General features: G+C 39.2%; 22 protein-coding genes. 21 read left to right on the forward strand and 1 reads right to left on the reverse strand.

The genetic code is table 11. The features are described 5' to 3' along the window. From AB1349_05370 to AB1349_05450, 17 genes are all read left to right on the forward strand, one after another. A partial coding sequence (locus AB1349_05370) for a carboxypeptidase regulatory-like domain-containing protein (protein MEW6556769.1) occupies window positions 1–949 on the forward strand: 949 nt, incomplete at its 5' end. Window positions 950–1,216: 267 nt separating this feature from the next. Next, entirely contained in the window at window positions 1,217–2,152 is a 936-nt protein-coding gene (locus AB1349_05375; protein ID MEW6556770.1) for a PorV/PorQ family protein, read from the forward strand. Window positions 2,153–2,393: 241 nt separating this feature from the next. Continuing rightward, window positions 2,394–3,455: a polysaccharide pyruvyl transferase CsaB gene (gene csaB, locus AB1349_05380; protein ID MEW6556771.1), complete on the forward strand. Its 1,062-nt coding sequence runs from the start codon at window positions 2,394–2,396 to the stop codon at window positions 3,453–3,455. 19 nt (window positions 3,456–3,474) lie between these two features. Then, a complete protein-coding gene (locus AB1349_05385) occupies window positions 3,475–4,224 on the forward strand; it encodes a permease-like cell division protein FtsX (protein MEW6556772.1) in 750 nt (249 codons plus the stop codon). 3 nt (window positions 4,225–4,227) lie between these two features. Further along, a complete protein-coding gene (locus AB1349_05390) occupies window positions 4,228–5,481 on the forward strand; it encodes a peptidoglycan DD-metalloendopeptidase family protein (GenBank protein ID MEW6556773.1) in 1,254 nt (417 codons plus the stop codon). Between the two features lie 132 nt (window positions 5,482–5,613). Then, window positions 5,614–6,924, forward strand: a complete 1,311-nt coding sequence (locus AB1349_05395; GenBank protein ID MEW6556774.1) for a S41 family peptidase — start codon at window positions 5,614–5,616, stop codon at window positions 6,922–6,924. Window positions 6,925–6,971: 47 nt separating this feature from the next. Then, on the forward strand, window positions 6,972–8,045 hold the full coding sequence (locus tag AB1349_05400; protein MEW6556775.1) for a divergent polysaccharide deacetylase family protein: 1,074 nt from the start codon (window positions 6,972–6,974) through the stop codon (window positions 8,043–8,045). A gap of 53 nt (window positions 8,046–8,098) precedes the next feature. Continuing rightward, on the forward strand, window positions 8,099–9,133 hold the full coding sequence (tsaD, locus tag AB1349_05405) for a tRNA (adenosine(37)-N6)-threonylcarbamoyltransferase complex transferase subunit TsaD (protein ID MEW6556776.1): 1,035 nt from the start codon (window positions 8,099–8,101) through the stop codon (window positions 9,131–9,133). Next, the gene (gene larB, locus AB1349_05410) at window positions 9,130–9,798 is read left to right on the forward strand and encodes a nickel pincer cofactor biosynthesis protein LarB (protein MEW6556777.1); all 669 of its coding nucleotides are present in this window, start codon (window positions 9,130–9,132) and stop codon (window positions 9,796–9,798) included. The genes tsaD and larB overlap by 4 nt, the downstream gene beginning before the upstream one ends. After that, a complete protein-coding gene (larC, locus tag AB1349_05415; GenBank protein MEW6556778.1) occupies window positions 9,795–10,874 on the forward strand; it encodes a nickel pincer cofactor biosynthesis protein LarC in 1,080 nt (359 codons plus the stop codon). Before larB ends, larC begins: the two co-directional genes overlap by 4 nt. Continuing rightward, a complete protein-coding gene (locus AB1349_05420; protein MEW6556779.1) occupies window positions 10,871–11,194 on the forward strand; it encodes a P-II family nitrogen regulator in 324 nt (107 codons plus the stop codon). The genes larC and AB1349_05420 overlap by 4 nt, the downstream gene beginning before the upstream one ends. Window positions 11,195–11,290: 96 nt before the next feature. Continuing rightward, window positions 11,291–11,620: a P-II family nitrogen regulator gene (locus tag AB1349_05425; GenBank protein MEW6556780.1), complete on the forward strand. Its 330-nt coding sequence runs from the start codon at window positions 11,291–11,293 to the stop codon at window positions 11,618–11,620. A 95-nt stretch (window positions 11,621–11,715) separates the two neighbouring features. Beyond that, window positions 11,716–12,042 carry a P-II family nitrogen regulator gene (locus AB1349_05430; protein MEW6556781.1) on the forward strand — a complete coding sequence of 109 codons (327 nt, stop codon included), beginning with the start codon at window positions 11,716–11,718 and terminating at the stop codon, window positions 12,040–12,042. A gap of 358 nt (window positions 12,043–12,400) precedes the next feature. Then, the gene (locus tag AB1349_05435; GenBank protein MEW6556782.1) at window positions 12,401–13,015 is read left to right on the forward strand and encodes a response regulator; all 615 of its coding nucleotides are present in this window, start codon (window positions 12,401–12,403) and stop codon (window positions 13,013–13,015) included. After that, the gene (locus AB1349_05440; protein MEW6556783.1) at window positions 13,012–13,173 is read left to right on the forward strand and encodes a hypothetical protein; all 162 of its coding nucleotides are present in this window, start codon (window positions 13,012–13,014) and stop codon (window positions 13,171–13,173) included. The genes AB1349_05435 and AB1349_05440 overlap by 4 nt, the downstream gene beginning before the upstream one ends. Further along, window positions 13,170–13,379, forward strand: a complete 210-nt coding sequence (locus AB1349_05445; protein ID MEW6556784.1) for a hypothetical protein — start codon at window positions 13,170–13,172, stop codon at window positions 13,377–13,379. Before AB1349_05440 ends, AB1349_05445 begins: the two co-directional genes overlap by 4 nt. A 55-nt stretch (window positions 13,380–13,434) precedes the next feature. Next, window positions 13,435–14,289 carry a hypothetical protein gene (locus tag AB1349_05450; GenBank protein MEW6556785.1) on the forward strand — a complete coding sequence of 285 codons (855 nt, stop codon included), beginning with the start codon at window positions 13,435–13,437 and terminating at the stop codon, window positions 14,287–14,289. 278 nt (window positions 14,290–14,567) lie between these two features. Here AB1349_05450 and AB1349_05455 read toward each other — a convergent pair whose 3' ends face one another. Continuing rightward, the gene (locus AB1349_05455; protein MEW6556786.1) at window positions 14,568–14,768 is read right to left on the reverse strand and encodes a hypothetical protein; all 201 of its coding nucleotides are present in this window, start codon (window positions 14,766–14,768) and stop codon (window positions 14,568–14,570) included. Between the two features lie 543 nt (window positions 14,769–15,311). Here AB1349_05455 and AB1349_05460 point away from each other — a divergent pair. Genes AB1349_05460 through AB1349_05475 form a run of 4 tightly spaced genes read left to right on the forward strand, consistent with a single transcriptional unit; the run spans window position 15,312 to window position 24,572 of the window. Next, window positions 15,312–15,527 (forward strand): hypothetical protein, encoded by a 216-nt coding sequence (locus AB1349_05460; GenBank protein ID MEW6556787.1) that lies wholly within the window; start codon window positions 15,312–15,314, stop codon window positions 15,525–15,527. Then, on the forward strand, window positions 15,506–16,078 hold the full coding sequence (locus AB1349_05465; protein ID MEW6556788.1) for a DUF6036 family nucleotidyltransferase: 573 nt from the start codon (window positions 15,506–15,508) through the stop codon (window positions 16,076–16,078). The genes AB1349_05460 and AB1349_05465 overlap by 22 nt, the downstream gene beginning before the upstream one ends. Beyond that, window positions 16,075–16,590: a hypothetical protein gene (locus AB1349_05470; GenBank protein ID MEW6556789.1), complete on the forward strand. Its 516-nt coding sequence runs from the start codon at window positions 16,075–16,077 to the stop codon at window positions 16,588–16,590. The genes AB1349_05465 and AB1349_05470 overlap by 4 nt, the downstream gene beginning before the upstream one ends. Next, window positions 16,587–24,572 (forward strand): fibronectin type III domain-containing protein, encoded by a 7,986-nt coding sequence (locus AB1349_05475; GenBank protein ID MEW6556790.1) that lies wholly within the window; start codon window positions 16,587–16,589, stop codon window positions 24,570–24,572. Before AB1349_05470 ends, AB1349_05475 begins: the two co-directional genes overlap by 4 nt. Window positions 24,573–24,605: the final 33 nt, after the last annotated feature.

The following is a 24,605-nucleotide window of genomic DNA, read 5'->3' on the forward strand; positions in this document are numbered from 1 at the left end:
TGGTGATGGTTACCTCTACGCAGTTGGCAGGTCAAGTGGAACTGGTTCTGATAAGGATCTGCTGATTGTTAAAATATCATCTTCCGGCGCTGCTGTTACTACACCAGCTGTTACTACACCAGCTACTACCTATTACTATATCAAGGGTTATGTGAAAGATTCAGGTGGTACAGGAATAAGTGGTGTGACAGTCAATTGTACGGGGACAAGCCCCTACACTACAACATCCAATGGATATTACGAGTTTTTGAATCTTACTGCGAGTGGGAATTATACGATTACACCCTCCAAAACCGATTATGTTTTTAGTCCGACAGATAAGAGTTATACCACTCTTTCAGCGAACCAGAGTGACCAGAACTTCACAGGTAGAAAGCCGTTGTTGAGTGCGAGTGTGAGTTCACTTGATTTTGGTGAGGTGGTGATTGGCAATTCTAAATCATTAACATTCACAATAACAGATAGCACTTCAACAGGTCTTCTGTCAGGCACAATCTCTGATGATGTGAATTGGATAACGACGGATGTGACAACATTTACAGGTAATTCAACAGTAGTAACGGTTACTGTGAACACAACAGGATTATCAAAAAGTCAGTATTCAGGAACAATTACATTAACATCTAATGGTGGGAATACAAGTATCACTGTATCTGTATCTGCAACCTGTGTCTTAACCAAGCCGAACCCGTATAATCCGCGTGCAGGGAAAGTAACATTTTTTGGTAGTGGCGTTGTGCCAAATGATACGAAAATCAGAATCTATACAGTGAGTGGTGATTTAGTGAAGACAGTGAATACGACAACGACAGATTCGCAGGGCCAGCCAGTGCTGGAGTGGGATGGCAAAAACGAGGATGGCGATATGGTTGTTTCCGGTGTCTATATCTATGTTTCTGAAAGCCCGAAAGAAAAAGCACACGGCAAATTCACAGTGATAAAGAAGTAGAGATTAGAGATTAGAGATTAGAGATTAGAGATTAGAAGAAATTAGAGCCAAGTTAGGCTCCGATAAATCGGAGCAACTACAAAAAACCAGCATAATGTAGTTTCACGCCCTTGGCGTGACTGTATTGAAATTCCTGGACATAAATTTAGAGCAAATGCTATACTTTTCAGACGGTAAGATTTAGTTGAAATGAAAATCCACCGAGAGAAAAGTATATCAAATGCTATACTTTTCAGACGATAAAAATTGTAAAAATTGGAGGAACCAATGAAACAGGCTAAAGATTTAAGGTTAAAGGTTAAAAGTTGGTATTTGCTTACTTGCTTACTCGCTTACTCGCTTACTTACTGTCTTTATGGCAGTGCCGGCACAACACACGGTGATTTCCTGAAAGTGCCGGTTGGTGCAAGAGCTTCTGCGATGGGCAGTGCCTATACCGCTGTTTCTGATAATGCCCAAGCAACCTACTGGAACCCTGGCGGACTTACTCAAATGAGTAATAAGAACATCTCATTTACACACTTACAATATGTCAGCGGGATACGGTATGGTGATATTTCCTTTGCGATGCCAGTTGGAGGGGGAAAAAAACGTGTTTACGGCGCAGAATTGAATACATTATACACAGAAGATAACCGAAGAGATACTACCGGCAACAAGATAGGCGAGTTTATGAATTACAACTCGGCATTATCCGTTGTGTGTGCTGAAAAGTTAGATGAGAACATATCCTGTGGTATTTCGCTGAAAGGAATATACTTACAATTAGATGATGAGCAATCAGGTGGCGTTGCTGTTGATTGCGGCGCCTTGTATGATACAGCCAAGAAAATGAAGTTTGGCATCGTGCTCCAGAATCTCGGTCCGAAAATAAAGTTTGTAGATGAAAGCGCGCCTTTAGCAATAAATATCCGCTGTGGAGTAAGTTATCAAATAAACGAAAAGTTTCTGGTAGCAAGTGATATGATGATGCCGTTTGAAGGTGCTGGCACGATTTCAGTTGGTTGTGAGTATTATGTAGTAAAGTTTTTACCTGTTCGTGTTGGGTATAAATATCGCAGTAGCGGGAATAATTTAGGCGGGCTTGACGGTTTATCCGCTGGTTTAGGTGTCAGTTTCAAAGGCTACACGCTTGATTATGCATTCGTTCCATTCGGTCAGTTCACTAATACCCACAGATTTTCATTCGGTATGAAGTTTTGAAAAAAACACGCAAAACTGACGCAGAACTAAAAACGCGGAAGCAACGCAAAATTAACGTAGGGAACAGATATATCTGTTCCCTACTGGATTCCCGATAAATGCATTCGGGAATGATATATTAGGACGCGGATTTACGCAGATAATAACGCAGATAATCGCTGATAAAATCCTGACAACAATGAATTTTAGTTGACGGGATTTTTTATTTGCAATTTTTTTAGTTTTTGATATAATAAAAGCTATGGGTGAAATAGTTATATCCGGTTATTACGGCTTTAAGAATGCAGGTGATGAACTTATACTTAAAGCGATAATAAGCGACCTGCGGTTTTACAAGCCGGATATTAAAATTACCGTTTTATCTGCGAATCCAAGTGAGACATCCGATAGATATAGTGTGCATTCCGTCAATAGATGGGATGCTTTATCCATCATCAAAGAAATTGCAAAATGTAAAATGCTGGTGTCAGGCAGCGGTGGGCTTTTTCAGGATACAACAGGCTCTTTAAGTTTATGGTATTATCTACTAATAATCGCGATTGCTAAATTATTTAAGAAATCAGTTTTTGTTTATGCGGTCGGTATTGGAGAAATTAAACATTCAGTAAATAGTTCTTTAATAAAATATCTTTTTAATAAAAGCAGGAATTCTATCACAGTCCGAACACAACAGGATAAAGAATTACTCCGTAAGTTTGGTATTACTAAAGATATAATCATTACTGCCGACCCTGTTTTAGGGCTGGATATTTTACCATCAGCGAGAAATACGGGTTTGACAAAACAGAAAATCGGGATAATTTTGAGAAGGACAGAAAACTGGAAGACTGATATAAAAATATTTGCTGAACTCTATAATCTATTGAAAAATAATTTCAATACTGAAATTATTTTTATTCCGTTCCATTTAAGTGATGATTTAAAATTTCTATCAGTTATCAAAAATAAAATCGGTTCTGCAATAGATATTTTTCTATGGAAAAATACAGACGAGCTTCTGGAATTATATTCGCAACTAACTGCGGTGGTAAGTATGCGGCTTCACGGCTTGATACTAGCAGCAGGATACAATATACCATTTGTAGCAGTCCAGCGATATTCAAAAATAAGAAATTTTTTATATACGCTAACTAAAAACGATAATTTGACAAACGGAACTACAGCCAACGAAATTTATCTACAACTTATAGATAAAATCAAAAAAAAAGAGTCATTAGAAACTATAACCGATTTAAAAAATAAATCAAAAGAAACAGCAAAATTGTGTATTGCTGTATTGACAGACGAAATAAATATAGTATAATGAAACCATCCTCACTAATATGATGCAAAAATTATCTTTTTTATCAATTGGTTTTATCACAATATCTGTTCTGTTTTATGGCTTTTTTATGCTGGTTGCCAAGAACCTGGCTTATTATCTTGCTGTGCTTGGTGAACAGGTAGAAATAGTTGCATTTATTGACGATAAACTGACCGATAGCCAGAAAAAAGAACTACTAAAAAAAATAGAAAATATCAAAACAATTGAAAAAATAAAATATACTTCCAAAACAGAAGCACTTGCAGAATTCAAAAAAAATCCTGAGTTTGCGAAACAGATAGAAATTTTGAATGAGAACCCGCTACCCGCAACAATAGATATCTACTTAAAGAAGGGTGAAAAAGTTCCTGAAACTATCAAAGAAACAGTAAACGAAATAAAAAAATTAGGCGGGGCTATAGAAGATATTTATTATACTTCAGTTGAGGCGGAAAACCTGCTAACTGTTACTAAAATTTTTAATGATTTACGACGCTGGGGTAATATAATTACTGTTCTATTTGTTAGTTTTTTGTTTTCTGCGGTATCATTGTCGCTCCAAAAGAAAAAAATACTCTATGGTATTATTGACGGTGTAATAGGAAGTGTAATTGGCTTCTATATTTTATATTTACTTCAGAAATTCTTATTTATCTCTAACTTCAAGGTGCCTGTATTTTTTACTGGAGGTGAAATCATAATAATATTTGCTGTTTGTATCATCGTCGGTGTAGCGGTAAGAATACCAAAAAATGTTCTGGAAAAATAAGTTATGAGATTGGAGATTGGAGATTGGAGATTGGAGATTGGCAAGGAGATTTTGGTTCTATCTTTTATCTCTTATCTCCTATCTTCTATCTGCCTCTATTCTGCTGATTATGATAAACAGATAGAAGAATACAAGCAAAAAATAAAAAAAAGCAGAGAAGAACTTGTTGGGGTTCAGACGGAAATATCGCAAAAAGCCAAACATATAAAAACGATAAAAAAGAAAGAAGCGTCTATTGAAACGCAACTTGAACACATTATCCGCAAACTTGAGACAACCAAAGCAGAACTGCAAAAAACCAAATTGCTGATAAAAAAACAGCAGAAATCAATAGACGGGTTAAAAATTAAATTAGCAACGGCAAAATCAGAAATGTTAGCCTGGAAAGAGATACTCAGAAATGAAGAGCGGTTTGCATATAAGCAGGGAGTAGGCAGACCTGTTACAGACCAGTATCTTGCAAGGACAATACTGTCATCTAAATCTTCTGCAGATTTTATCAAAAAGTATAAATTCCTTCAACTTACCGCGAGGCAGAAGTCGTTTATTTATCTGCAAACATTAAAAAATGTCAGAGAATATGAATCGCTTAAAACCAAACTTGAAACAGAAATGCAATCATTAAAAGAACTGGAATTAAAGAAGAAAAATGCTGAACAATTATATTCAAACCAAAAAAAAGAGAAAGAGAAACTTCTATCCAGTGTTGTTAAAAAACGGGTTTTTTACGAGCAGGAATTAACAAATCTGAAGGATTCAGAAATGATGCTTTCGGAGTTGCTAAAACTGTTAGAAAAAAAAGCGTCTGAGACAGAACGCCGAATCACGCGGCTCAAAATATCAAAAGCGAAAGGGGTTATTTCATGGCCGCTTGAAGGCGATTCTACTGATTTACGAAAAAATGTTACAACATATTTTGGCAAACAGAAACATCCTGAACTGGATACATGGATAATCAATAATGGTATCAGAATCAAATCTACACTCGGTCAGGAAGTGATTGCTGTGGATAAAGGAACGGTTGTGTTCGCTGGCGACTTCAAGTCATATGGGAAAATGGTAATTATAGACCACGCAGGTGGTTTTTATTCCGTCTATGGAAATCTGGATAGAATAATTGTGACAGAAAGCCATAATGTTCAAAAAGGCGAAATTATCGGTGTTGTTGGTATTTCTGTATATTCGCAGGATGCATCACTATATTTTGAATTCCGGAAAGAAGGTGTACCCCAAGACCCACTTGTGTGGTTGAAATAAATAACCCAAATAAAGGCACACGAATAGATGTAAACATCACGAATAAAACACGAATATTTCTCTGTTTTCATTCGTGAAAATTCGTGATAACATTCGGGTTCTGTTATTCGTGAATTTATTAGGAGGGATAAAATGTTTAAGAAGAAAAAATGGATTTTGACATTAATTTTGTTTTCAGTAGTATTGGGTTTTTCATTGCTAAAATTTAACACAATCAAAGCTGCATCTGACGATATTTACGGGCAGATAAAAATTCTATCACAGATACTGGTTTATGTTCGTGAAAGTTATGTAGAAGAGCCAGATATGAAAAAACTTATCTATGGCGCTGCGGATGGGATGACAAAAACGCTTGACCCGTATTCGCAATTTATGGAGCCTGAAGAAGCGAAAGAAATGAAGGTCCATACTGAAGGACATTTCGGCGGGTTAGGAATCAAAATTGAATCATCAAAAGATGGCTGGATTACTGTTGTTACGCCGATTCCGGGGACACCTGCATGGCGACAGGGTATTTTACCAGAAGATAAAATTATAAAAATAGATGGCGAGAGTGCAAAAGATATTTCATTAGATAAAGCGGTAGAAAAATTACGCGGGAAACCCGGCACGAAAGTTACAATCACAATTGCTCGGGAAGGTAAAGAGCCGTTTGATTTAACAATCACCCGTGAGGATATTCCTATAATAACTGTTACCGGCACAAAAATGCTTACTGATACAATAGGGTATTTAAGAATCACTGAGATGAATGCAAAAACAATTGGAGAACTTGATAAGGCATTAGCCGAATTAAAAGACAAAGGAATGAAATCACTGGTGTTGGATTTACGAAACTGCCCTGGTGGATTGTTGAATGTTGCAGTTGATATCTGTAAAAGATTTGTCAGCGATAATAAGTTGATTGTTTATACGCAGGGCAGAAAATTTCCAAAACAAGAATACCGCGCAGATTCGGCTGCTTCATATTCTGATATTCCGACGACAGTGCTTGTTAATAAAGGCTCTGCATCAGGTAGTGAAATTGTAGCAGGCTGTTTCCAGGACAACAAAAGAGGAATCGTTATCGGGATGCAGACATTTGGTAAGGGCTCCGTCCAATCGCTGCTCCCACTTGAAGGCGAGGCATCACTTCGGCTGACAACACAGAAGTATTATACACCGTCAGGTAAATGTATCCATCGTGATGAAGAAAAAAAAACCGGCGGTATTACACCTGATATTGTGATTGATGTTCCCCGTGAAACCGAGATTGCGCTTATGAAACAGGCGTTTGCAGTTGAAGTCGCTGCTGCAAAAGATAGAGACAAGATAAGTAAGGAAGATAAAACATATAATGTAGCAGTATCAAGTCCAACAGTAGAGAAAGAAAAAATAAAAGACGAGATTTTAGAACGCGCTGTTCAACTCTTACAAGTACGAGATATTCTGCTCTCAAAATAGATTATTAATGATAGTTGCTCATTTAGCTAAATGAGCAAGTGAGAAAAATGAAAAAGATTTTTCGGCTATTACTCATTATTATTATAGTGGCTGCGATTTCGTATTATTTAAGACGGAAACCGGAAGATTTATCAGCACTTTCAAATAATATTGATATAAAAATCAACAGTATCCTGACAGATTTCGGAATTACCGATGTAGATGTTTTAGCCTGTTTCAGAACTGAAGAGAAAACGAAAAAGGCAAGATGGGTCAAGGTAACAAAAAAAATAAGAACAAAATATAAGTATGAAGATATTGTTGGAGAAATAAAAATTGGACTTGAACAATTTGGGGTTGAGATTGAGTTCGCTGAAAATACACTTGTTATCTCAAAGGCTGGTCTGGTTTTGAACAAGATATTTTTTGTCCCGTTAGAGATCAAAGTTCCTAAATTCAAAGCAGCAATCATTATTGATGACCTCGGCTACAAAAAAGACGAACTAAAAACTTTTCTGGAATTAGGGATACCGTTGACATATACAATCCTTCCATATGAAAGATACTCGTCCTATTTAGCAGATGAGTTAAAAAGTCAGAGTCAAGAGTATTTTTTGCATCAGCCAATGGAGCCGGAAGGATATCCTAAAACCAATCCCGGTAAAACAGCAATTTTAGTGAATATGTCTGCTAAAGAGATAGAAAAAAAAATTCTGGAAAATTTGAAAAATATAGACGGTGCAAAAGGGATAAATAATCATATGGGCAGTATGTTCACACAGAACAAAGCAAAAATGGAGATTGTTCTAAAAATCGTAAAAACTAAAAATCTTATTTTTGTTGATTCTCATACAACACCGAAATCAGTTGCCTACAAAACCGCGAAAACGATGGGGATAACCGCACTGCAAAACGAGGTTTTTCTTGATAATAAGGATAACCTTGATTATATTCTGAACCAACTTTCAATTTTTAAGAACCGAATCAAAAAAAACGGGCAGTGTGTTGCAATCGGGCATATTCATAGAAAAAATACACCGATTGCACTTGCAAAAATTATTCCTGAATTCCAGAAAGAAAGAATAGAGTTTCTGACTGTTTCTGAATACTTGGAATCAGAACTGTTACTCTCCCAAAAATAAGAACAATCATATTATCACATTAGCGATAATATGAATATCACATTAGCGACAATATGATAATACTGGGTATTGAAACTTCCTGCGATGATACCGCTGCTGCGATTGTAAAAAACGGAACAGATGTTCTTTCAGATATTGTTTCTTCACAAGTAAGGATACACAAAAAATATAGCGGGATTGTGCCTGAACTTGCAGCCCGTCACCATCTTGAGAATATAAACTTTGTAATAGATAAAACGATGCAAGATGCTAGATGTAAGATGCAAGATATAGATGCTATTGCTGTTACTGTCGGACCCGGACTTATTGGCTCACTTTTGATTGGTACAACAACTGCACAGGCAATCGCACAAATATTAAAGATTCCTGTTGTTGCTGTAAATCACATAGAGGGACATGTTTTTGCAAATTACATCAGAACACAAGAACACAAGAACACAAGAACTGTTGTTAAACCGCCATTTATTGCATTGGTTGTTTCAGGCGGGCATACGGATTTAATACTGGTAAAACAATTAGGAATATACAAGGTTCTTGGAAGAACACGGGATGATGCAGTTGGCGAGGCGTTTGATAAAATAGCAAAGTTTTTGGAGCTTGGTTATCCAGGCGGACCTGTTATTGATAAACTTGCAAAAAAAGGCAACCCAAACAAAATCAATTTTCCAAGACCATACTTATGGGATTCCTGGGATTTCTCATTCTCAGGACTTAAGACTGCGGTTATCAATTATACTCGTGAACATATGAACATAAGAACTCGTGAACGCCTTTCTGACTTATGTGCTTCATTCCAGCAGGCTTGTATTGATGTGCTTGTCAGCAAAACTGTTTCAGCATGTAAAAAATATAATATCAAAAGAATCGCTTTAGGCGGTGGTGTAGCAGCAAACTCTAAATTGCGTGCTGATTTTATTAAAAGATGTAAGCAGGAAGAACTGAAATTGTTCATACCAGAATCTATTTCCTGTACCGATAATGCTGCTATGATTGCTTCTGCCGGATATTTTAAGTTAAAAAAAGTCGGTAGACAACAAACAATAAACCCATCGGCAAATGTTGAATTAAAAAGTTGGAACTACAGATGAAAGATTTTATATTAGATACAGACCGATTTCACAGACAGTGTTTTCCTGAGGCAGTTTATTGTTCGGGAAAAACCATCAACCAAATTTTAGCGATCGTAAAAGAATTATTAAGCCATCGCGGTGAACCTATAATTCTTACTCGTGTTACTCCCGAAATCTATCGTGCAGTAAAAAACAGGTTCAAAAAAATAAAATACCACAAACTTGCTCGGCTGATCACCATCTCAGCCAATCGCCTAATCGCCCATTCGCCACCCTCGCCTAATCGCTATGTTGCAGTAGTTACGGCAGGAACTTCGGATATACCGGTTGCTGAAGAGGCAGCAGTTGTTGCAGAAACACTCGGGAATAATGTTAGAAAAATTTATGATGTCGGTGTAGCAGGAATTCATCGGCTTTTTAAGTTTGAGAAAATTATAAAAAACGCATCCTGTGTTGTTGTCTGTGCTGGTATGGAAGGCGCCTTATCGTCGGTAGTTGGCGGACTGGTTTCAAAAGTTGTTATTGGTGTACCGACATCAACCGGTTATGGCACAGGTAAAGGTGGCTATTCGGCACTTTTAACAATGTTAAATTCCTGTTCGCCTAATGTCTGCGTTGTTAATATAGATAACGGCTTTGGTGCTGGAGTTATAGCAAGTATAATCAATAAAAATCCTGTATGAAACTAGCGTATTTTGATTGCTCATCAGGTATTTCAGGTGATATGATTTTATCCGCACTGGTTGATGCAGGGCTTTCATCAGAATATCTGGTTAGCCAGTTAAAAAAATTGCATATCGGTAATTTTACACTAAAATTTTCGGATACACTCAGACAAGGGATTCATGCTAAATTTGCCTGTGTTCACGGTGGACAACATTTTAAAAAATTTTCACAAGTAAGAGAAATTATAGAAAAATCAAAACTTTTTAAAAAAATCAAACAGCAAAGTTTAAAGATATTCTTGAAACTGGCAAAAGCAGAAGCAAAAGTTCATTCTGAAAAGGGAGACGTGGATGTGGATTCTATTCACTTTCATCAACTTGCCCAGGTGGATACGATGCTGGATATTGCTGGAGCAGTGATTGGATTAGATGCGTTAGATATAGAAAAAATTTTTTCATCACCATTAAATCTTGGTATTCCTGCACCAGCAACTGCTGAAATTATAAAAGGGCTCCCAGTGTATTCAACCGATACAGAATACGAACTAACTACACCCACAGGTGCTGCAATCATTTCTACAATAGCAGCTGATTTTTGTCCGCTTCCATTGATGCGAGTTCACAAAACTGGTGCTGGCGCAGGCACATTAGAACTTGATTATCCAAATATACTAAAAATCTATATTGGCGAATCAGAAAAGAAATACTTTAGTACTGACGAAAAAATTCTGTTAGAGACAAATATTGACGATATGGACCCGCGAATTTATCCATATCTTCAAGCGAAACTGCTTCAAAACGGCGCTGTAGATGTTTGGATGACTAATATTTATTCAAAGAAGGGGCGGCCTGGAATAATTCTTTCAGTACTTACAGAAAAGAAAGACGAAAAAAAAATTGTTGATATAATTTTTTCAGAAACAACCACGCTCGGTATCCGTCAGGTTCCGGTTTCAAGATTTATATTGAACAGAACAAAAACTGAAAAATATAAAATTGCAAAACTGCAAAATAGCGTCAAAAAATCAGCAGAATTTGAAGAGGCGGTAAAAATTGCAGAAAGAAAAAAAATTCCGTTGCGGGAGGTCTTGTGAAAAAAATTGAGGTTGTATGCCCAAAATTAAAACTTGAAGAGTTAAAAAAGGTAATTTATGAATTTGATATAGGCGGTTTCTTAATAACAAATCTAACAGGCGTTGGATTTCATCGTGGTGCTGAAAAGCATCGCGGACTGAAATATGTAGAAATGCCAAAAATCAAGGTTGAAGCAGTGATAAAAGATGCGGATGTGGATGTGATTATTGCTGAACTCTTAAAAGTGCTTCAAACAGGTAAAATTGGCGATGGCAAAATTTTTATTTATCCGGCTGATAATGTTATACGGGTAAGAACTGGTGAAAAAGAAGCAATTTAAAAAAACACGAATAACAGCACCGAATAGGAACACCGAATTAACCTGAATAATTCGGTTACATTCGGTTATTATTCGGCTGCTATTTGGGAGCTTTTTATGAAAAAGATTACTGCTGTTTTCCCAACAGAACGAGAAGAATTGGTAAAAGAGAAACTGTATCAACTTGATATTGGTGGGATGCTGATTACACATCTTACTGGCTGTGGATTACCACGCGGTGAAGAAAAAAAGAAAGGAAAAAAATATTTTGAACTGCCGAAAACCAAACTGGAAATTATAGTGACTGACCCTGCTTGTGAAACAGCAATTGCAATACTGATGAAATGTTTGCATACTGGCGAAATCGGTGATGGTAAAATTTTTATCTCGGCAGTTGACGATGCAATAAGAATCAGAACCGGTGAACGGGGTCCGATAGCGGTATAGTGAAAAGAATTTGCGGAATAGCGGGTTTTAACCCGCTGTCAATGGAGCAAATTCAAACCATAATGTAGCACCCAAATTCATTTGGGTGAATTAAAATGAAAAAGATAGAATGTATCTGCGAGAATGTTAAAGCAGAAGATCTTAAAAAAGCACTTTATGAATTAAATATTGGTGGATTTATTATCGGTACTGTTAATGCGGTTGCATTCAAAAAAGACCCTTCTAACCCATCAGTAAAATTTGTAGACAGACCCCGAATAAAACTTGAACTTTTTGTTGATGACTCAGAAGTTGAAAAAACAATTTCAATACTTTTAAATGTGATTCGCAAAGGTGTTTTTGGTGATGGCAAAATTTTTATAATGCCGACTGATGATGTTATTCGTATTCGCTCCGGCGAACGCGGTCCTGCAATGTTATAGAAAATGTAAGCAGGATTCCAAAACAGCAACTGACAGAATTTACAAATCGGGAAACATTCGGGAACAGGTTTGTATACTGACCCTCGTTATCTACTTCCTCACCACCTCCCCATCGCTTGTCAGCTCTCTTTTACCTTCTTTAATAATTTTTTAGAAATCGTAAAAAACACTTGACAAAATGCACATTTTGTGTTATACTAATAGGGGGAACGGAATAGGGAAAACCTATATTTTTTTGATTAAAAGTTAAAGTAAGCAGTTTAAGTTAAAGTAAAGATAGAATATGTGTGCCAGTATCAGAATTTCAATCTTTTACCTTTAACCTGACTTTTTTGCAGGTTATCATGGAGGTTTATCTATGCCAACTGTAAAAATTTCTGAAATAGCCCAGCAGGCAAAAGTTCTGCCTTCTACTATTCGGCATTATACTGATTTAGGCCTGTTAGAAATTTCAGAACGAACCGAAGGTGGTCAGCGGCTTTACGACGAGCAAAAAACACTCACGCAACTTGCTAAAATCAAACATCTTTCATCACGCGGCTACACGCTTCCACAAATCAAAGAGATACTTACTACTGGTGGGCTCAAAAAACGGATTCTTATAATAGATGATGACCCTGATGTTGTTGACCTGATTAAAGCAATTCTAACAGATGCACAATGGGAGTTCAAGCATGCACCCGATGGGTTTGAAGCAGGCCGACTTTTGCTTGATTATCTACCTGATTTGATTACGCTGGATTTGGTGATGCCTGGAATGGATGGCTTCAAGGTTTGCCAGAATATCCGCAAAGACCCGCGTACAAAAGATATAAAAATAATCTCTATCACCGCATATGATACACCTGAATACAGACAAAAGATACTTGATGCTGGTGCGGATGAATATCTGCCAAAACCATTTACACCAGACGAATTCCGTAAAAAAGTTAATGCAGTACTAAACAAAACTGAATTGGAACTAACAAAATGAAAAAGAAAATCTGGGAAAGAGTTATACCGCTTAAAAAATCTAATGACGACAATGTTGCTGTAAATATTATATCTTTAGAAGATCTTATTAAACTCAAAAAAGCATTAAAACGACCACAGGATCTCATAGATATAGAAAAACTGAACCTGGTAAAATGAACCCGCTAAAAACTATAATTGATACCTTTTCTTGTAGCCGACGCTTAAGAGGCTGTGTCATAACCCATATTTTTGGTAGCCGCAGGCTTCAGCCTGCGAAAAAACTACCGACGGAAACGCAACCTAAAGGTTGCGGCTACCAATGCGTTTTTAGGATTGCGACACAACCACTTAAGCGTCGGCTACAATGGGTTAACTATTGGTAGTGCGGCATTAATGCCGCACTACAAAGCGCATGCCCACAATTTAAGGAGGTGTGAGATGGTTAGATGGAGAGATGGGAAGGTGGAAAGATGGTTAGGTAGAAAGGCAGGAAGGCGGTTAGGTCGGTTAGCGGTTTTACTTATTACTTTACCAACTTATCAACTTATCAACTGCCTTTACTCACAGGATGTAAAAGCGAAACTCAACTCTGCAGACGGCTCAACCAGTTTCCAGGTAAGAGATTCCGCTGATGTTGTAGTTTCATCCATCACATCCGATGGCGATGCACATTTCAACACAGGCAAGTTTAATGCAACCGGTGCTACAACCTTCGGTATCACAACCAGTTCAGGAATAAATATCCAAGCAGGTAGCCTTATTGCAGATGCTGACGATAAATTAAGAATCTCACTTGGGACAACTACAGTAAACGGTAATCTGAATATCCAAGTGGGTGCTTTAACGGATCTAACAGTTGAATCTGCGGATCTGGTTGTAACTTCAACTGCAATTTTTGCTACTGATACAGTTTCTGTTGATCAAGCAGCTGATAGTTTTGTATATGTGCCGGGTTTATCCGGTACACTTTACGTTTCTACAGGCCCAGCGATGATTTTTGCTAATACTGCGATTCCAGTAAAAAATAGTGATTCAGCCCAATGGACAAGATGCAGAATGAAAATATATGTAGTTGATCCTGGTGGTAATTGGATTGAAATCGCTTTTAATGACGGTGTGTTCCCTGCGGGTAACGCCAATAGCAATATAGCGATGAGTACCTGTGGTGGTTTACGAGTAACTACAGTAGGATCATACCAAGTTATAGTTCAATGGACTGACGAAGGTTGGGCTGGTACTTGCCAAACCACAGGTGGTAGATCGCTATATACATTTTGGATGGGTTGCAAGTAGGAAATATGAATAGGTAAATGATAACGATTAGAATCATTCCGCAACTGTAGAAGAAAAGGATTTGTTATTATTGGGAAAATCTGTGGTAAGAAAGCGAGTTGAAAAAAATTTTAAAAGTATCAGGTTTGCTTTATGGAAATACTGAAATACATAATTTTTGAGAGGTTAAACCTTTTTAGGGAGGCGTTTCTCCTTTTGCTGGGAGTAGATTGCAATTCCACCAAAAATCAAACCAACAATAAGCACTACAAGAAAAAGGATTGCAAGTTGGTCCATTTTTATTCCTCCTTACTTAGCAAAATACCAAATAACAAAAATACAACAAAAATGAGTATACCGAGTAAAAATGCCGCTTTTGTTATTTTTTCAGGAGTAGCAATTCTACCGATTACTAATGCTATAAAATCTGCTTGGCATAAATTAAGAAAAATTTTGGTAAGCTGTTTCCGTTGTTCTTTATCAAGGTTAAATTTTATCATTTTAGTTACCCAAAATAATTATAACAAAAATAATAAATTTTGTCAAGTAGAAAATGTATTGATAAAAAATGGTGACGGAGTATTTTTTTTAGTAACGAGTAGACGCAAAAAAGGCAGGCCTAATTTATGAAACTCTGGAAAGAAAAACGGGGTCGGGTGAAAGTCAAAGAAAGTACTAAAATGAAACCGCTAAAAACCAGAATAATGTCATTGCGAGGCCCCGCATCGCAGTGCGGGGTAAACTCCGCCGAAGCAATCTCCATTTCAGGTAGACGGCGTTTAAACGCCGACTACAGAGGACTGTCATTGGTAGCCGCAAATTTTCAATTTGCGTTTATAACGCAGGTTAAAAACCTACGACTACAATTTCTGCGTCAGTTCACTCTGTCGCTCTGTCGCTCTATCGCTGCTTTTATTTTCCTCCGTCCCCATTTTTGCGTCCCCATTTTTGCGTTTATTGGAGGTGTGAAATGCCTAAAAAAATGATGGTTAAAGAACAAAATGTTGCTTATCAGACAGGAATTTTGGATTTTATTTCAGAAAATGAAAACTGCTAAGAACGTTCGTAAATCTGGAAATATATTAAAAAATAAAAATGTTTCTCAAGCGTTTAACTTAGAGGAACTAAATTTTAACAAAACCTATCTCGCTACTTTGAGCTTTGCTAAAAGTGCAAAAATAGTAGAAGAACTGGTCTGTTCTAAATTAGCACGCCAGATTCTACAGGCAAACAAAAAATGGGCAAAAAATCAACTATAGACCAATTATTTGTTAAAGTTCATAATCTACTGAAAAAAACCAAAACACCTTATATTCTTATAGGTGGGTTAGCAGCAGGAGTGCTTGGTCAGCCGAGATTTACACAAGATGCTGATTTTCTGATATTTCTGGATAGAAATAAACTGAGTGGGTTTCTTGAAATCGCAAAAAAAGAAGGTCTTAAATTTGACAAGAAAAAAGTTGAAAGAACCATTTTAGAAAGAGGTGTTTTCAGATTGTTTTTAGGTAACTATCACGCTGATTTTATCATAAATGCTCTGAATTTCGGGAAGTCAGTATTAAAACGAAAAATTGCGATAAAATTTTTTAACAGATTAGTTGCTTTTCCAACACCTGAGGACTTAATTCTTATTAAAATTATAGCAGGTCGTGAGTTGGATTTAATTGATGTTAAAAATATTATTTTGCGAAATGCTGAAAAAATTGATAAAAAATATCTGACACAGTGGGCACAAAAAATATCGGATGAAACAGAAAATATGAGAATCTGGAACGATTTAAATAAAATCCTGAAAGAAAGTCCAAAATGACAAAAAAAGAGTTCTATAACAGAATAACAAACTCAAGCAGAGATATTCTTGCTGAATTCCTTAAAATATTGAATTCAAAAAAAATTGACTACTGTGCTATCGGTGGGATTGCAGTTAATGCTTATTGTGAGCCACTAATAACGCTGGATTTTGATTGTGTTATCGCAATCAAAGATATAAACCAGCTAAAAAAAGAATTAAAAACTGCTGGCTTCAAAATAAAAACGCATCCACATACTTGGGAAGTGAAACATAGAAATTCTGATATCAAAATCCAACTACAGCGAGATAAAAGATACGGTGATTTTATTAAGCGCGCAAGAATTCGGAATGTACTTGGCTACAAAATAAAAGTAGCAAAAAAAGAAGATGTGCTTAAAGGCAAAATCTGGGCATACACAGACCCTGAACGCAATAAACTGAAAAGGGAAAAGGATGCCCTGGATATAAAGCGGTTAATTAAAAAATATCCTGCCTTAAAAAGGCTCGTAAAAAATGTGGATATAAGATGAAACCACTCAAAACCATAATTGATACAATATTTGGTAGCCGACGCTTAAGCGTCGGCTACAAGGGGTTGTTATTACGAGCCTGCCTGACGGACAGACAGGATGTAGTGGCACGCCCTTGGCGTGCTCCGTTTAGAAAAGATTTTCTAACGGGGCGTGCTATTTGTAGGCGAGCCAAGAGCTCGCAACTACTTATTACCCGCTACTCGTTACTTACGCAGGTTAAAAACCTGCGACTACAATTTCTGCGTCAGTTCACTCTGTCGCTCTGTCGCGGAGTTTACCCCATTTTTTACGGGGTCGCTCTGTCGCTGCTTTTATTTTCCTCCGTCCCCATTTACATTTATGCAGCGGCAAGTTTTACAGTAGAGGCTGGCTCTACCTTTACACTGACCAATTACGCAACTTTTGATTGTGATGGTGATATAACAACAAATATCTCAGGCGCTGTTCGTGGTGAGTTCCAAGCCGGTACCGGTGAAGTCCGTCTTTCAGGCAACTGGACAAATAACGGTATATTTGTTCAGAATACATCTACAGTTACATTTTATGGCACTGGCACAAGCACTTTAGCCGGTGGCACTACATTCTTTGTGTTAAGTTGCACAGAAGCAGGGAAACAAATAAACTTCACCGCGGGCTCTCAACAGGTTATAGATAATACTTTGATACTGACAGGTACATCAGGGAATGAAATCAAACTGCGTTCTTCAGCATCAGGTAGTAAATGGTATATTAAATTAAGCAGTTATCAGGCGGTTGATTATGTAGATGTTCAGGATTGCGATGTGCTTACTATGAACCTTCTCTGCAGGAATTCCGAGAATTCAGATAGAAACAATGCTAACATTATTTTTGATTATGTTCAAATGATGGTTGTTTATTCTTCAGGCACGCTTACCTACCCATGGTATAGAATACTCTCACAAGAGACTACTTTCTGGTCAACTATGACACCCGGACCTGCATTCGCAAGTACTATACAACACCTAATCGCTAAAGAATGCCCAAAACGGGATGAATTTCTACTTGCTGCATTGAACGATGCCGGTGAAATCTATATTGCTACTTGGACACTACAAGGCAACTGGGGCGCTAACGCTAATAATCCAGTAGGAACCGGTATGGCTGCCAGTTATGACGATTTCCGTGCTATTGATATCGCATATGAATCCTCATCCGGTGAAGGTATGATTGTTTATCACGAAGGTACTAATGATATGATATACAGAACCTGGGATGGGTCAACTTTAGGTGCTGAATTATCTGTTGGGCTTACAGGTGCACAAGGTACTCCCAACTTTATTCGTCTTGTGAATAATCCCGCAAGTGATGCTAACGAACTTGTAGTTGTATGGATTTCTACCGCAGGTTTTGTAGGCGCCAAAGTATGGGATGGCGTTTCTTCATGGGGGAATGAGGTTATTTTATCAACCAATTCTGCTTCACCCGGTGGCAGTGCACCGTATATTGATGAAGCACCGTTTGATGCTGCGTATATGCGAGAAACATCAAATAACTGTATGGTTGTTTATGCAACACATTCGCCAACCTCTAATGGTATCTTGCAAGCAGTAATATGGAATGGCACTGCCTGGGGAACACCTGTAGATGCTGCTGATGTTACAGATGCGATAGAGTTTGTTTCGCTGAAACCTAACACAACCAATATGATGATAGCGGTAGTTTTAGATGCGGGTGATGATGTTAATACTATAAGATATCAAGGTTCTACCTGGGAAGGATTGGATACACCTGATTCGGGCGCACGCGGTGTTCTGTGTCAATATGCAGATGCTTGCTGGGAATCAGCAGCCGCTCATGAAAACCATGTTGTAGTTGCGTATTCAGATGCTGCAGATATTGATTCAACATACTTTGATGGTGCTACCTGGACCGATATAACAGGTATTCAAGGTGACGAGTCAAATTTTCTTCAATTAGAACGCGCACCTGATAACGAAATCTGGCTTTGTGCATATGAAGAAGATAATAATATACTTTATGTTCGTATTTGGGATTCTATAAACCATGTTTGGGGTTCTTCAACTGTTATAGAAGGTCCATGGACTTTTACTGAGGTTGTTCCAGCAGAGTATTTCTGTCTCACAGCATCTGCAACTGTTACTCCACCTATAGTGAACCAAGCACCGGATCAACCGTCTAACTTAACCCAACTTGTTGGCACAAATAACGATATTGGCTTAGCATGGAATACCTGGACTGATGATACTACCCCGCGATTGAAATTTGACCTTAGAGACCCTAATGCAAACGAGCAGGTAAGCTACCATATCCAGATTTCTACAAAAGAAACCTACTGGGCTTCTCCATATTTGGTTGTTGATACTACACAACCCGCTTCAGGTTATCTTAACGAAGGCACAACTTGGTATGATGCTTCTTTAACATTAACAGTAGATACCTCATACTACTGGCGAGTGAAATGTATTGATGATGGTGGTTTAGAAAGCGTGTATTCTTCAGGCACTATCTCCGCAGGAGAAAAACATTGGGGTGGTTATATTCCACCAGGCCCTGTGACTGATTTATCTGCAACCGGTGATACAAAATCAACCGCAGATGGCGACTTCCAGAAAATAAAACTTTCCTGGATTGCACCCGGTGATGATAATTATACCGGTACTGTATCTTCATATGTTGTTAGATACGCTACCTGGGCTGCTGGCGATACACAAGCACTGTGGGATACCTGGTGGGACCATCCTTCAGTAATGGATGCAAAAGGTCAACCAGAGATACCTACACCTACCGCCGCTGGCACAGCACAAAATTGTACACTTACAGGGCTTAGTGAAGGAACAACATACTACTGGGCAATAAGATCCGTTGATGATAACAGTTTTATGTCCCAAATAGATACAATGACGCAAGCAGGCCCAACCCAGCAAGCCTGGGCTCGTGTTCCCGGCACTTACCATCCTATCAAAATTGATGGCGCTATGACTGATTGGTCAACAACTACCGAAGAAATGGATATAGAAAACAATACCACATTCTATTTCACATGGTCTTCTACCGCGGTTTATATCTGTTACGGTGGTACTGATGGTAATCTGTCCGACCCGGATGGTAGTACCGCTGATTTCCTTGTATTTTTTGATACTCATTCTTCATATGATATTACAAAAGGGACAAATATTCCACCTGTATGGGATAATATAAACACGCATCGGCTGCCTTTCGGTGCAGATTATGCACTTTGTATAGAATCCGGCTCCGCAGCAGGTGATATTATTCAGTTACGGAAATGGAATGGTTCAACATGGTATAATCCCGGTAATGGAGTGAATATTGCTAATGAGTATATTGGCTACTCAGCAAATAAAATAACAGAGGTTGCAATCACATGGACAAATCTTGATAACCCATCAACTCTGCGTGTAGTCGCATTCCATAAATGGGATGCTGCACGAAATATCTATAATTCATTTCCTGACGATAACCCTGCACCGAATGATGATTCTGCAGTTACTTTCCTATACTATTACAATTTTACATCTACACAATCGTGTCAATTCCCTGCAGAGTTCGCTACTGTGGAAGCACCTTATCCACCAGACCCACCCGCAGGACTTACTCAATTGAGTAATACCGGTACTGCGCTCCCTTCAATGCAATGGACAAATTCTACAACAATTATCTCATCATTCACGCAATCCGACCCGAATTCAGGCACGAATAATGTCCGATTTTATTTACACGTGACTTCAGTCACCACTGCTTCTGATGCTGCGGACTGGTCACAACTCTGGCATGCATCCACCTCCGGCTGGCTTGCAGAAGGTACTACCGGCTACCAATGGCCTACTTTAGCCAATAACGGCACCTACTGGTGGCAGGTCTGGTCTGAAGACGAAGGAGGACTCACTTCCTCAACCTCAACAGATTTAGGTCAGGGTGGGAGTGCCCGGCTCGGGTTTGATAATGTTGGCCCAGCCACACCTGCATCAATCACACTCTCTAACCAGCAAACTGCTCTTATCGGGATTGATATCTCCTGGTCTGCTACAACCGATTCGCTTTCTGGACTCGCTTCCTATTATATCTACTGCTCATCCGTTTCCGCAATTACAGATGACAATAAAGGCGATGGTGACCATTACCTATTAACCTACAAATCACCGGGAACAACCTCGCATTCCGATACAAGAAGCGAGCTTCTCTATAATTCAACCTACTATTATGCTGTCTGCGGGGTTGATAGAGCCGGCAATATCGGTAGTATTGTCGGATCATCAAAACTGACACATAGAATAGAGGTTGATTCTGATGAAGCCGACTGGCAAACATCCTCACTCCCAGCAAACAATAACGAAGGACAGATATATTCACTCACCACGGGTAATGGCGGCGGTTATATCTGGGTCTGGAATGATAAAGATAACGAAGAACGCGGGGATGCACCTGACCCTGATACTAATTACGATATAGAAGAATTCCGGATTACCGCTGATGATGAATATGTATATTTCCGAGTAAGATATCAAACATTAACTGTTGACAATACAATGCATATATCTGTCTCTATAGATACAAACACAACTGTTTCTTCAGGACTGAGCTGGATAGGTGATAACTCAAAAGAAAGCGGTTCTATAGAATTAGGGAATGAATACGGTAACCTACCTGATAACTCTAACTGGGCTGAAACTAATATTGATTGCCACGATGTTACAGATGGTTCCACTCGGATAGAATTGTTTAAACCCGGCTGGAATGATTGGGGTACACCGAGCACTCCCGGGGATGGTGCTAACTGGGTAAACGCACCAAGAATAGATTTTATGGTTGCAAGAAGTGATTTAGGGCTCGTCGGTAATAAAACCGCAAGAATACATATCGCTGCGTTCTGTAATCAATGCATCTGGAATGGTGGTGCTGGTGGTGGGGATTCAACCTGGGATGTTAGTTATCCTGGTGGCGTCTGTGATGCGCTCGATTCCGTATCTATTATCCGTATTTCTACTGGCACAGAGTCAAATCAGTATTACAACGATCCCGTCGGTAATGGCTCAACCAGTATGAACGCCTGGGATGAGGATATAAAAGACGGCGATATAGATTTCTGGTTTGATCTCCGGTTTGATGCTAATGGTATTCTTTCCAATACTGCGCCTCCAATCCCTACAAATCCTGTACCTTTATCCGGTGGAACAACCAACCAAATTAGGCCCAACTTTAGTTGGTCTCAAGCCGCAGACGAAGATTCCGGTGATACTGTAACAAGTTATCTTATAGAACTGGCCACGCATACTGATTTAGGGTCTGATCTATCGCAAGCAGATGAATACGGCTGGCGAGTGAACCGCTCAACCTGGAACTGGACAGTCCCTACGGATTTAAAACATAACACTACATTCTACTGGCGGGTATGGTCAAGAGATAGATGCGGTGCGTTATCTTCTACACCTGATACCTGGTCTGTTATTGTTGATACAGTCGCACCGGATGCGGTGACATCGCTTTCTGCACTTACCGGCGATAATGATGGAGAAATAAAACTTTTTTGGTCAACACCGGGTGACGATTCTACAACTGGCACTCCTTCGGCAGGTGCTTTAACCGCACCATCAACATATTATATCACCTACACAAACAATCTTACATTAGCCGAAAATTATGGCTGGTGGGCATCAACAAATGCACAAATAACAATTACAACCTCTGCGGTCTCTTACCCTGAAATGCAATACAGAACCGTAGCAGCACTTACCGCTGGTGATACCTACTATTTCCGTATCTGGACTGCGGATGAAGCAGGTAACCTTTCAGGGATATCAAACGCCGCAACCGCACAGGCAAAGATAACACCAATCGCCGATGCGTTTCTTATTTATTACGCATCTTCAACTGTCCAGGTACCTGATAACCAGACACCAGCATACCGAAGATGGGAGTCGTCCGCCTGGCAGGCTGAACAAATAACTGTTGATATAGGTGACACCGCAAACAGACCTATGGTTATAAGAAAGTGTCCTACAAGAAGCGAAGCGATAATGGTGACTGTTGATGCTGCAACTGACTTGAATGTCTCTACCTACACACCTTCAGGCGGCTGGGGGCTTGCTGGTGAACTCACAACAAATGCCGGTGTTTCTACAAAACGAGCGTTTGATGTCGCATATGAACAAGTCTCTGGTGATGCTGTTATCGTTTATAGAAAAGATACAGCAACCGCAGGGCTGAATTATGTCACCTGGGATGGTGGCTCAACATTTCCTACGACAGGACCAGATAATATAGATACACTCGCCAATATTCAAAGGGTCCGGCTTGAACCAAAACCTTCATCAAATGAAATGATATTAGCATATTCAGATAACAAAGGCAGTATCTATGTCTCTACATATAACGGTACAAATTTCGCAGCTGCACCAACAACTTTATTATCCGGCTATGCAGAAGATAACTCCGGACAGCCGTTTGATATTGCATATGCACAATCCGCAGGTGTTGGGTTCGTTGTCTGGGTGGATACAAACTCTACAAGAGCAAAATACCGTACCTGGGATGGCTATTCCTGGAGTGCAGAAACAACAACCGCACACAACCATTCTCCGGCTGACGCAGCAACTGGCGGGAACTGGCTCAAAGCCGCCGCAAACCCAACAAATAACGAGATTATAATTGGGACTTATGATTTAGATGATGATATAAATGCTGAAGTATATTCGTCAACTCTATGCGCATGGCTAAACGGCGTAGAACACGATGCTACCGGTCCAACCAGTAATTCAGAACGCGGGTTTGATGTCGCTTATGAAAAAACAGCCGGTGAAGGTCTGATTGTCTGGTGTGAAGCGGATGGCGATGCACAAAAAGCACAGCCACAAGCATACACATATATAAATGGCGTGTGGACAGCCGAGCATTCTACTACAGATAATCCAGATACATCAAATATAAACTATGTGCAACTCGCGCCGGATGATGATTCAAACGAGATATTCGTGGTAACTAATAGTACCGCAAACTGGGTCTGCTCGCAAAAATGGGATGGCGCTGCATGGGGAACCGTAACTACAATTGAGAACAATTCGTCAGGTAGTTACGAAGATTTCAGTATGAACTTTAAAAAACCTGCCGCACCGTCAGATACAATCGCACCAGCAGCAGTAACATCTTTAAGCGGGCTTACGGTTACAACATCAACAGGCACAATACTCTTAACCTGGTCTGCACCAGGCGACGATGTCTGGCTAGGTCGCTTAACTAATGGCTCTAAATACCAGATAAAATACTGCACATCAACTACAGAAGCAACTCGGGTCTGGTACTACTGGACTGCAGTTTCTTCACCAACTGGTAGCGATGCTTTTGCACCCGGACTATTTCTATCAACCACTATCCAGAATTTAGTCGGCGATACCTCATACTACTGCCTGCTCAATTATCAGGATGAAGCCGGTAACTGGGCTGATGGAACAGAAGGGAACTGGACTGGAAACCTCGCTAACGAAGCAACCGCTTATGCCTATCCGCAGATTTTAAGCGTATCTATCTCTACACCTGTTGGCGGCTACAATTTCGGTGAAGTCGCTTTAGGCGCATCAACCCAATCCGTCGCAGGTGTCTCCGGCTCGTCTATCACAGTCACAAATAACGGCAATATCCCTGAAAACTTTGCGATAAAATGTGAAACAGGTACCGCGGGAACACCATGGTCAACCACCGGCACAGCCGCAGATGATGATATATTTATCCTGAAAGCAGCATTCCATTCTACATCTCAACCTGCATTCACCGCATTTGGTACTGAAGATATTGTCTCATCAGGCACATATAAAACCAGCCAGACACAAGCAGGTGGTGGTAGATTCACAATAGATGGTACTGAAGATGGTGTAAGCGTTCCTGTAGATGATACAATAGACCTGTGGCTGCGTTTAGATATGCCAACAACCTCCGGCACAGCCGACCCACAGGAAATCATCTTATTCATCCGCGCCGAATCCCCCTAAAAAAATGGGGACGGAGCAAATACGGGAAGGAAT

The sequence above is a fragment of the Elusimicrobiota bacterium genome, from assembly GCA_040757695.1.
In the GTDB taxonomy this organism is placed as follows: Bacteria; Elusimicrobiota; UBA8919; order UBA8919; family UBA8919; genus JBFLWK01.

Excerpts from the sequence above, each read along its gene's own strand:
- AB1349_05375 (MEW6556770.1), top strand. The coding sequence starts at position 1,217 with ATGAAACAGGCTAAAGATTTAAGGTTAAAGGTTAAAAGTTGGTATTTG.
- csaB (MEW6556771.1), top strand. The coding sequence starts at position 2,394 with ATGGGTGAAATAGTTATATCCGGTTATTACGGCTTTAAGAATGCAGGT.
- AB1349_05385 (MEW6556772.1), top strand. The coding sequence starts at position 3,475 with ATGATGCAAAAATTATCTTTTTTATCAATTGGTTTTATCACAATATCT.
- AB1349_05390 (MEW6556773.1), top strand. The coding sequence starts at position 4,228 with ATGAGATTGGAGATTGGAGATTGGAGATTGGAGATTGGCAAGGAGATT.
- AB1349_05395 (MEW6556774.1), top strand. The coding sequence starts at position 5,614 with ATGTTTAAGAAGAAAAAATGGATTTTGACATTAATTTTGTTTTCAGTA.
- AB1349_05400 (MEW6556775.1), top strand. The coding sequence starts at position 6,972 with ATGAAAAAGATTTTTCGGCTATTACTCATTATTATTATAGTGGCTGCG.
- tsaD (MEW6556776.1), top strand. The coding sequence starts at position 8,099 with ATGATAATACTGGGTATTGAAACTTCCTGCGATGATACCGCTGCTGCG.
- larB (MEW6556777.1), top strand. The coding sequence starts at position 9,130 with ATGAAAGATTTTATATTAGATACAGACCGATTTCACAGACAGTGTTTT.
- larC (MEW6556778.1), top strand. The coding sequence starts at position 9,795 with ATGAAACTAGCGTATTTTGATTGCTCATCAGGTATTTCAGGTGATATG.
- AB1349_05425 (MEW6556780.1), top strand. The coding sequence starts at position 11,291 with ATGAAAAAGATTACTGCTGTTTTCCCAACAGAACGAGAAGAATTGGTA.
- AB1349_05430 (MEW6556781.1), top strand. The coding sequence starts at position 11,716 with ATGAAAAAGATAGAATGTATCTGCGAGAATGTTAAAGCAGAAGATCTT.
- AB1349_05435 (MEW6556782.1), top strand. The coding sequence starts at position 12,401 with ATGCCAACTGTAAAAATTTCTGAAATAGCCCAGCAGGCAAAAGTTCTG.
- AB1349_05440 (MEW6556783.1), top strand. The coding sequence starts at position 13,012 with ATGAAAAAGAAAATCTGGGAAAGAGTTATACCGCTTAAAAAATCTAAT.
- AB1349_05445 (MEW6556784.1), top strand. The coding sequence starts at position 13,170 with ATGAACCCGCTAAAAACTATAATTGATACCTTTTCTTGTAGCCGACGC.
- AB1349_05450 (MEW6556785.1), top strand. The coding sequence starts at position 13,435 with ATGGTTAGATGGAGAGATGGGAAGGTGGAAAGATGGTTAGGTAGAAAG.
- AB1349_05455 (MEW6556786.1), bottom strand. The coding sequence starts at position 14,768 with ATGATAAAATTTAACCTTGATAAAGAACAACGGAAACAGCTTACCAAA.
- AB1349_05460 (MEW6556787.1), top strand. The coding sequence starts at position 15,312 with ATGAAAACTGCTAAGAACGTTCGTAAATCTGGAAATATATTAAAAAAT.
- AB1349_05465 (MEW6556788.1), top strand. The coding sequence starts at position 15,506 with ATGGGCAAAAAATCAACTATAGACCAATTATTTGTTAAAGTTCATAAT.
- AB1349_05470 (MEW6556789.1), top strand. The coding sequence starts at position 16,075 with ATGACAAAAAAAGAGTTCTATAACAGAATAACAAACTCAAGCAGAGAT.
- AB1349_05475 (MEW6556790.1), top strand. The coding sequence starts at position 16,587 with ATGAAACCACTCAAAACCATAATTGATACAATATTTGGTAGCCGACGC.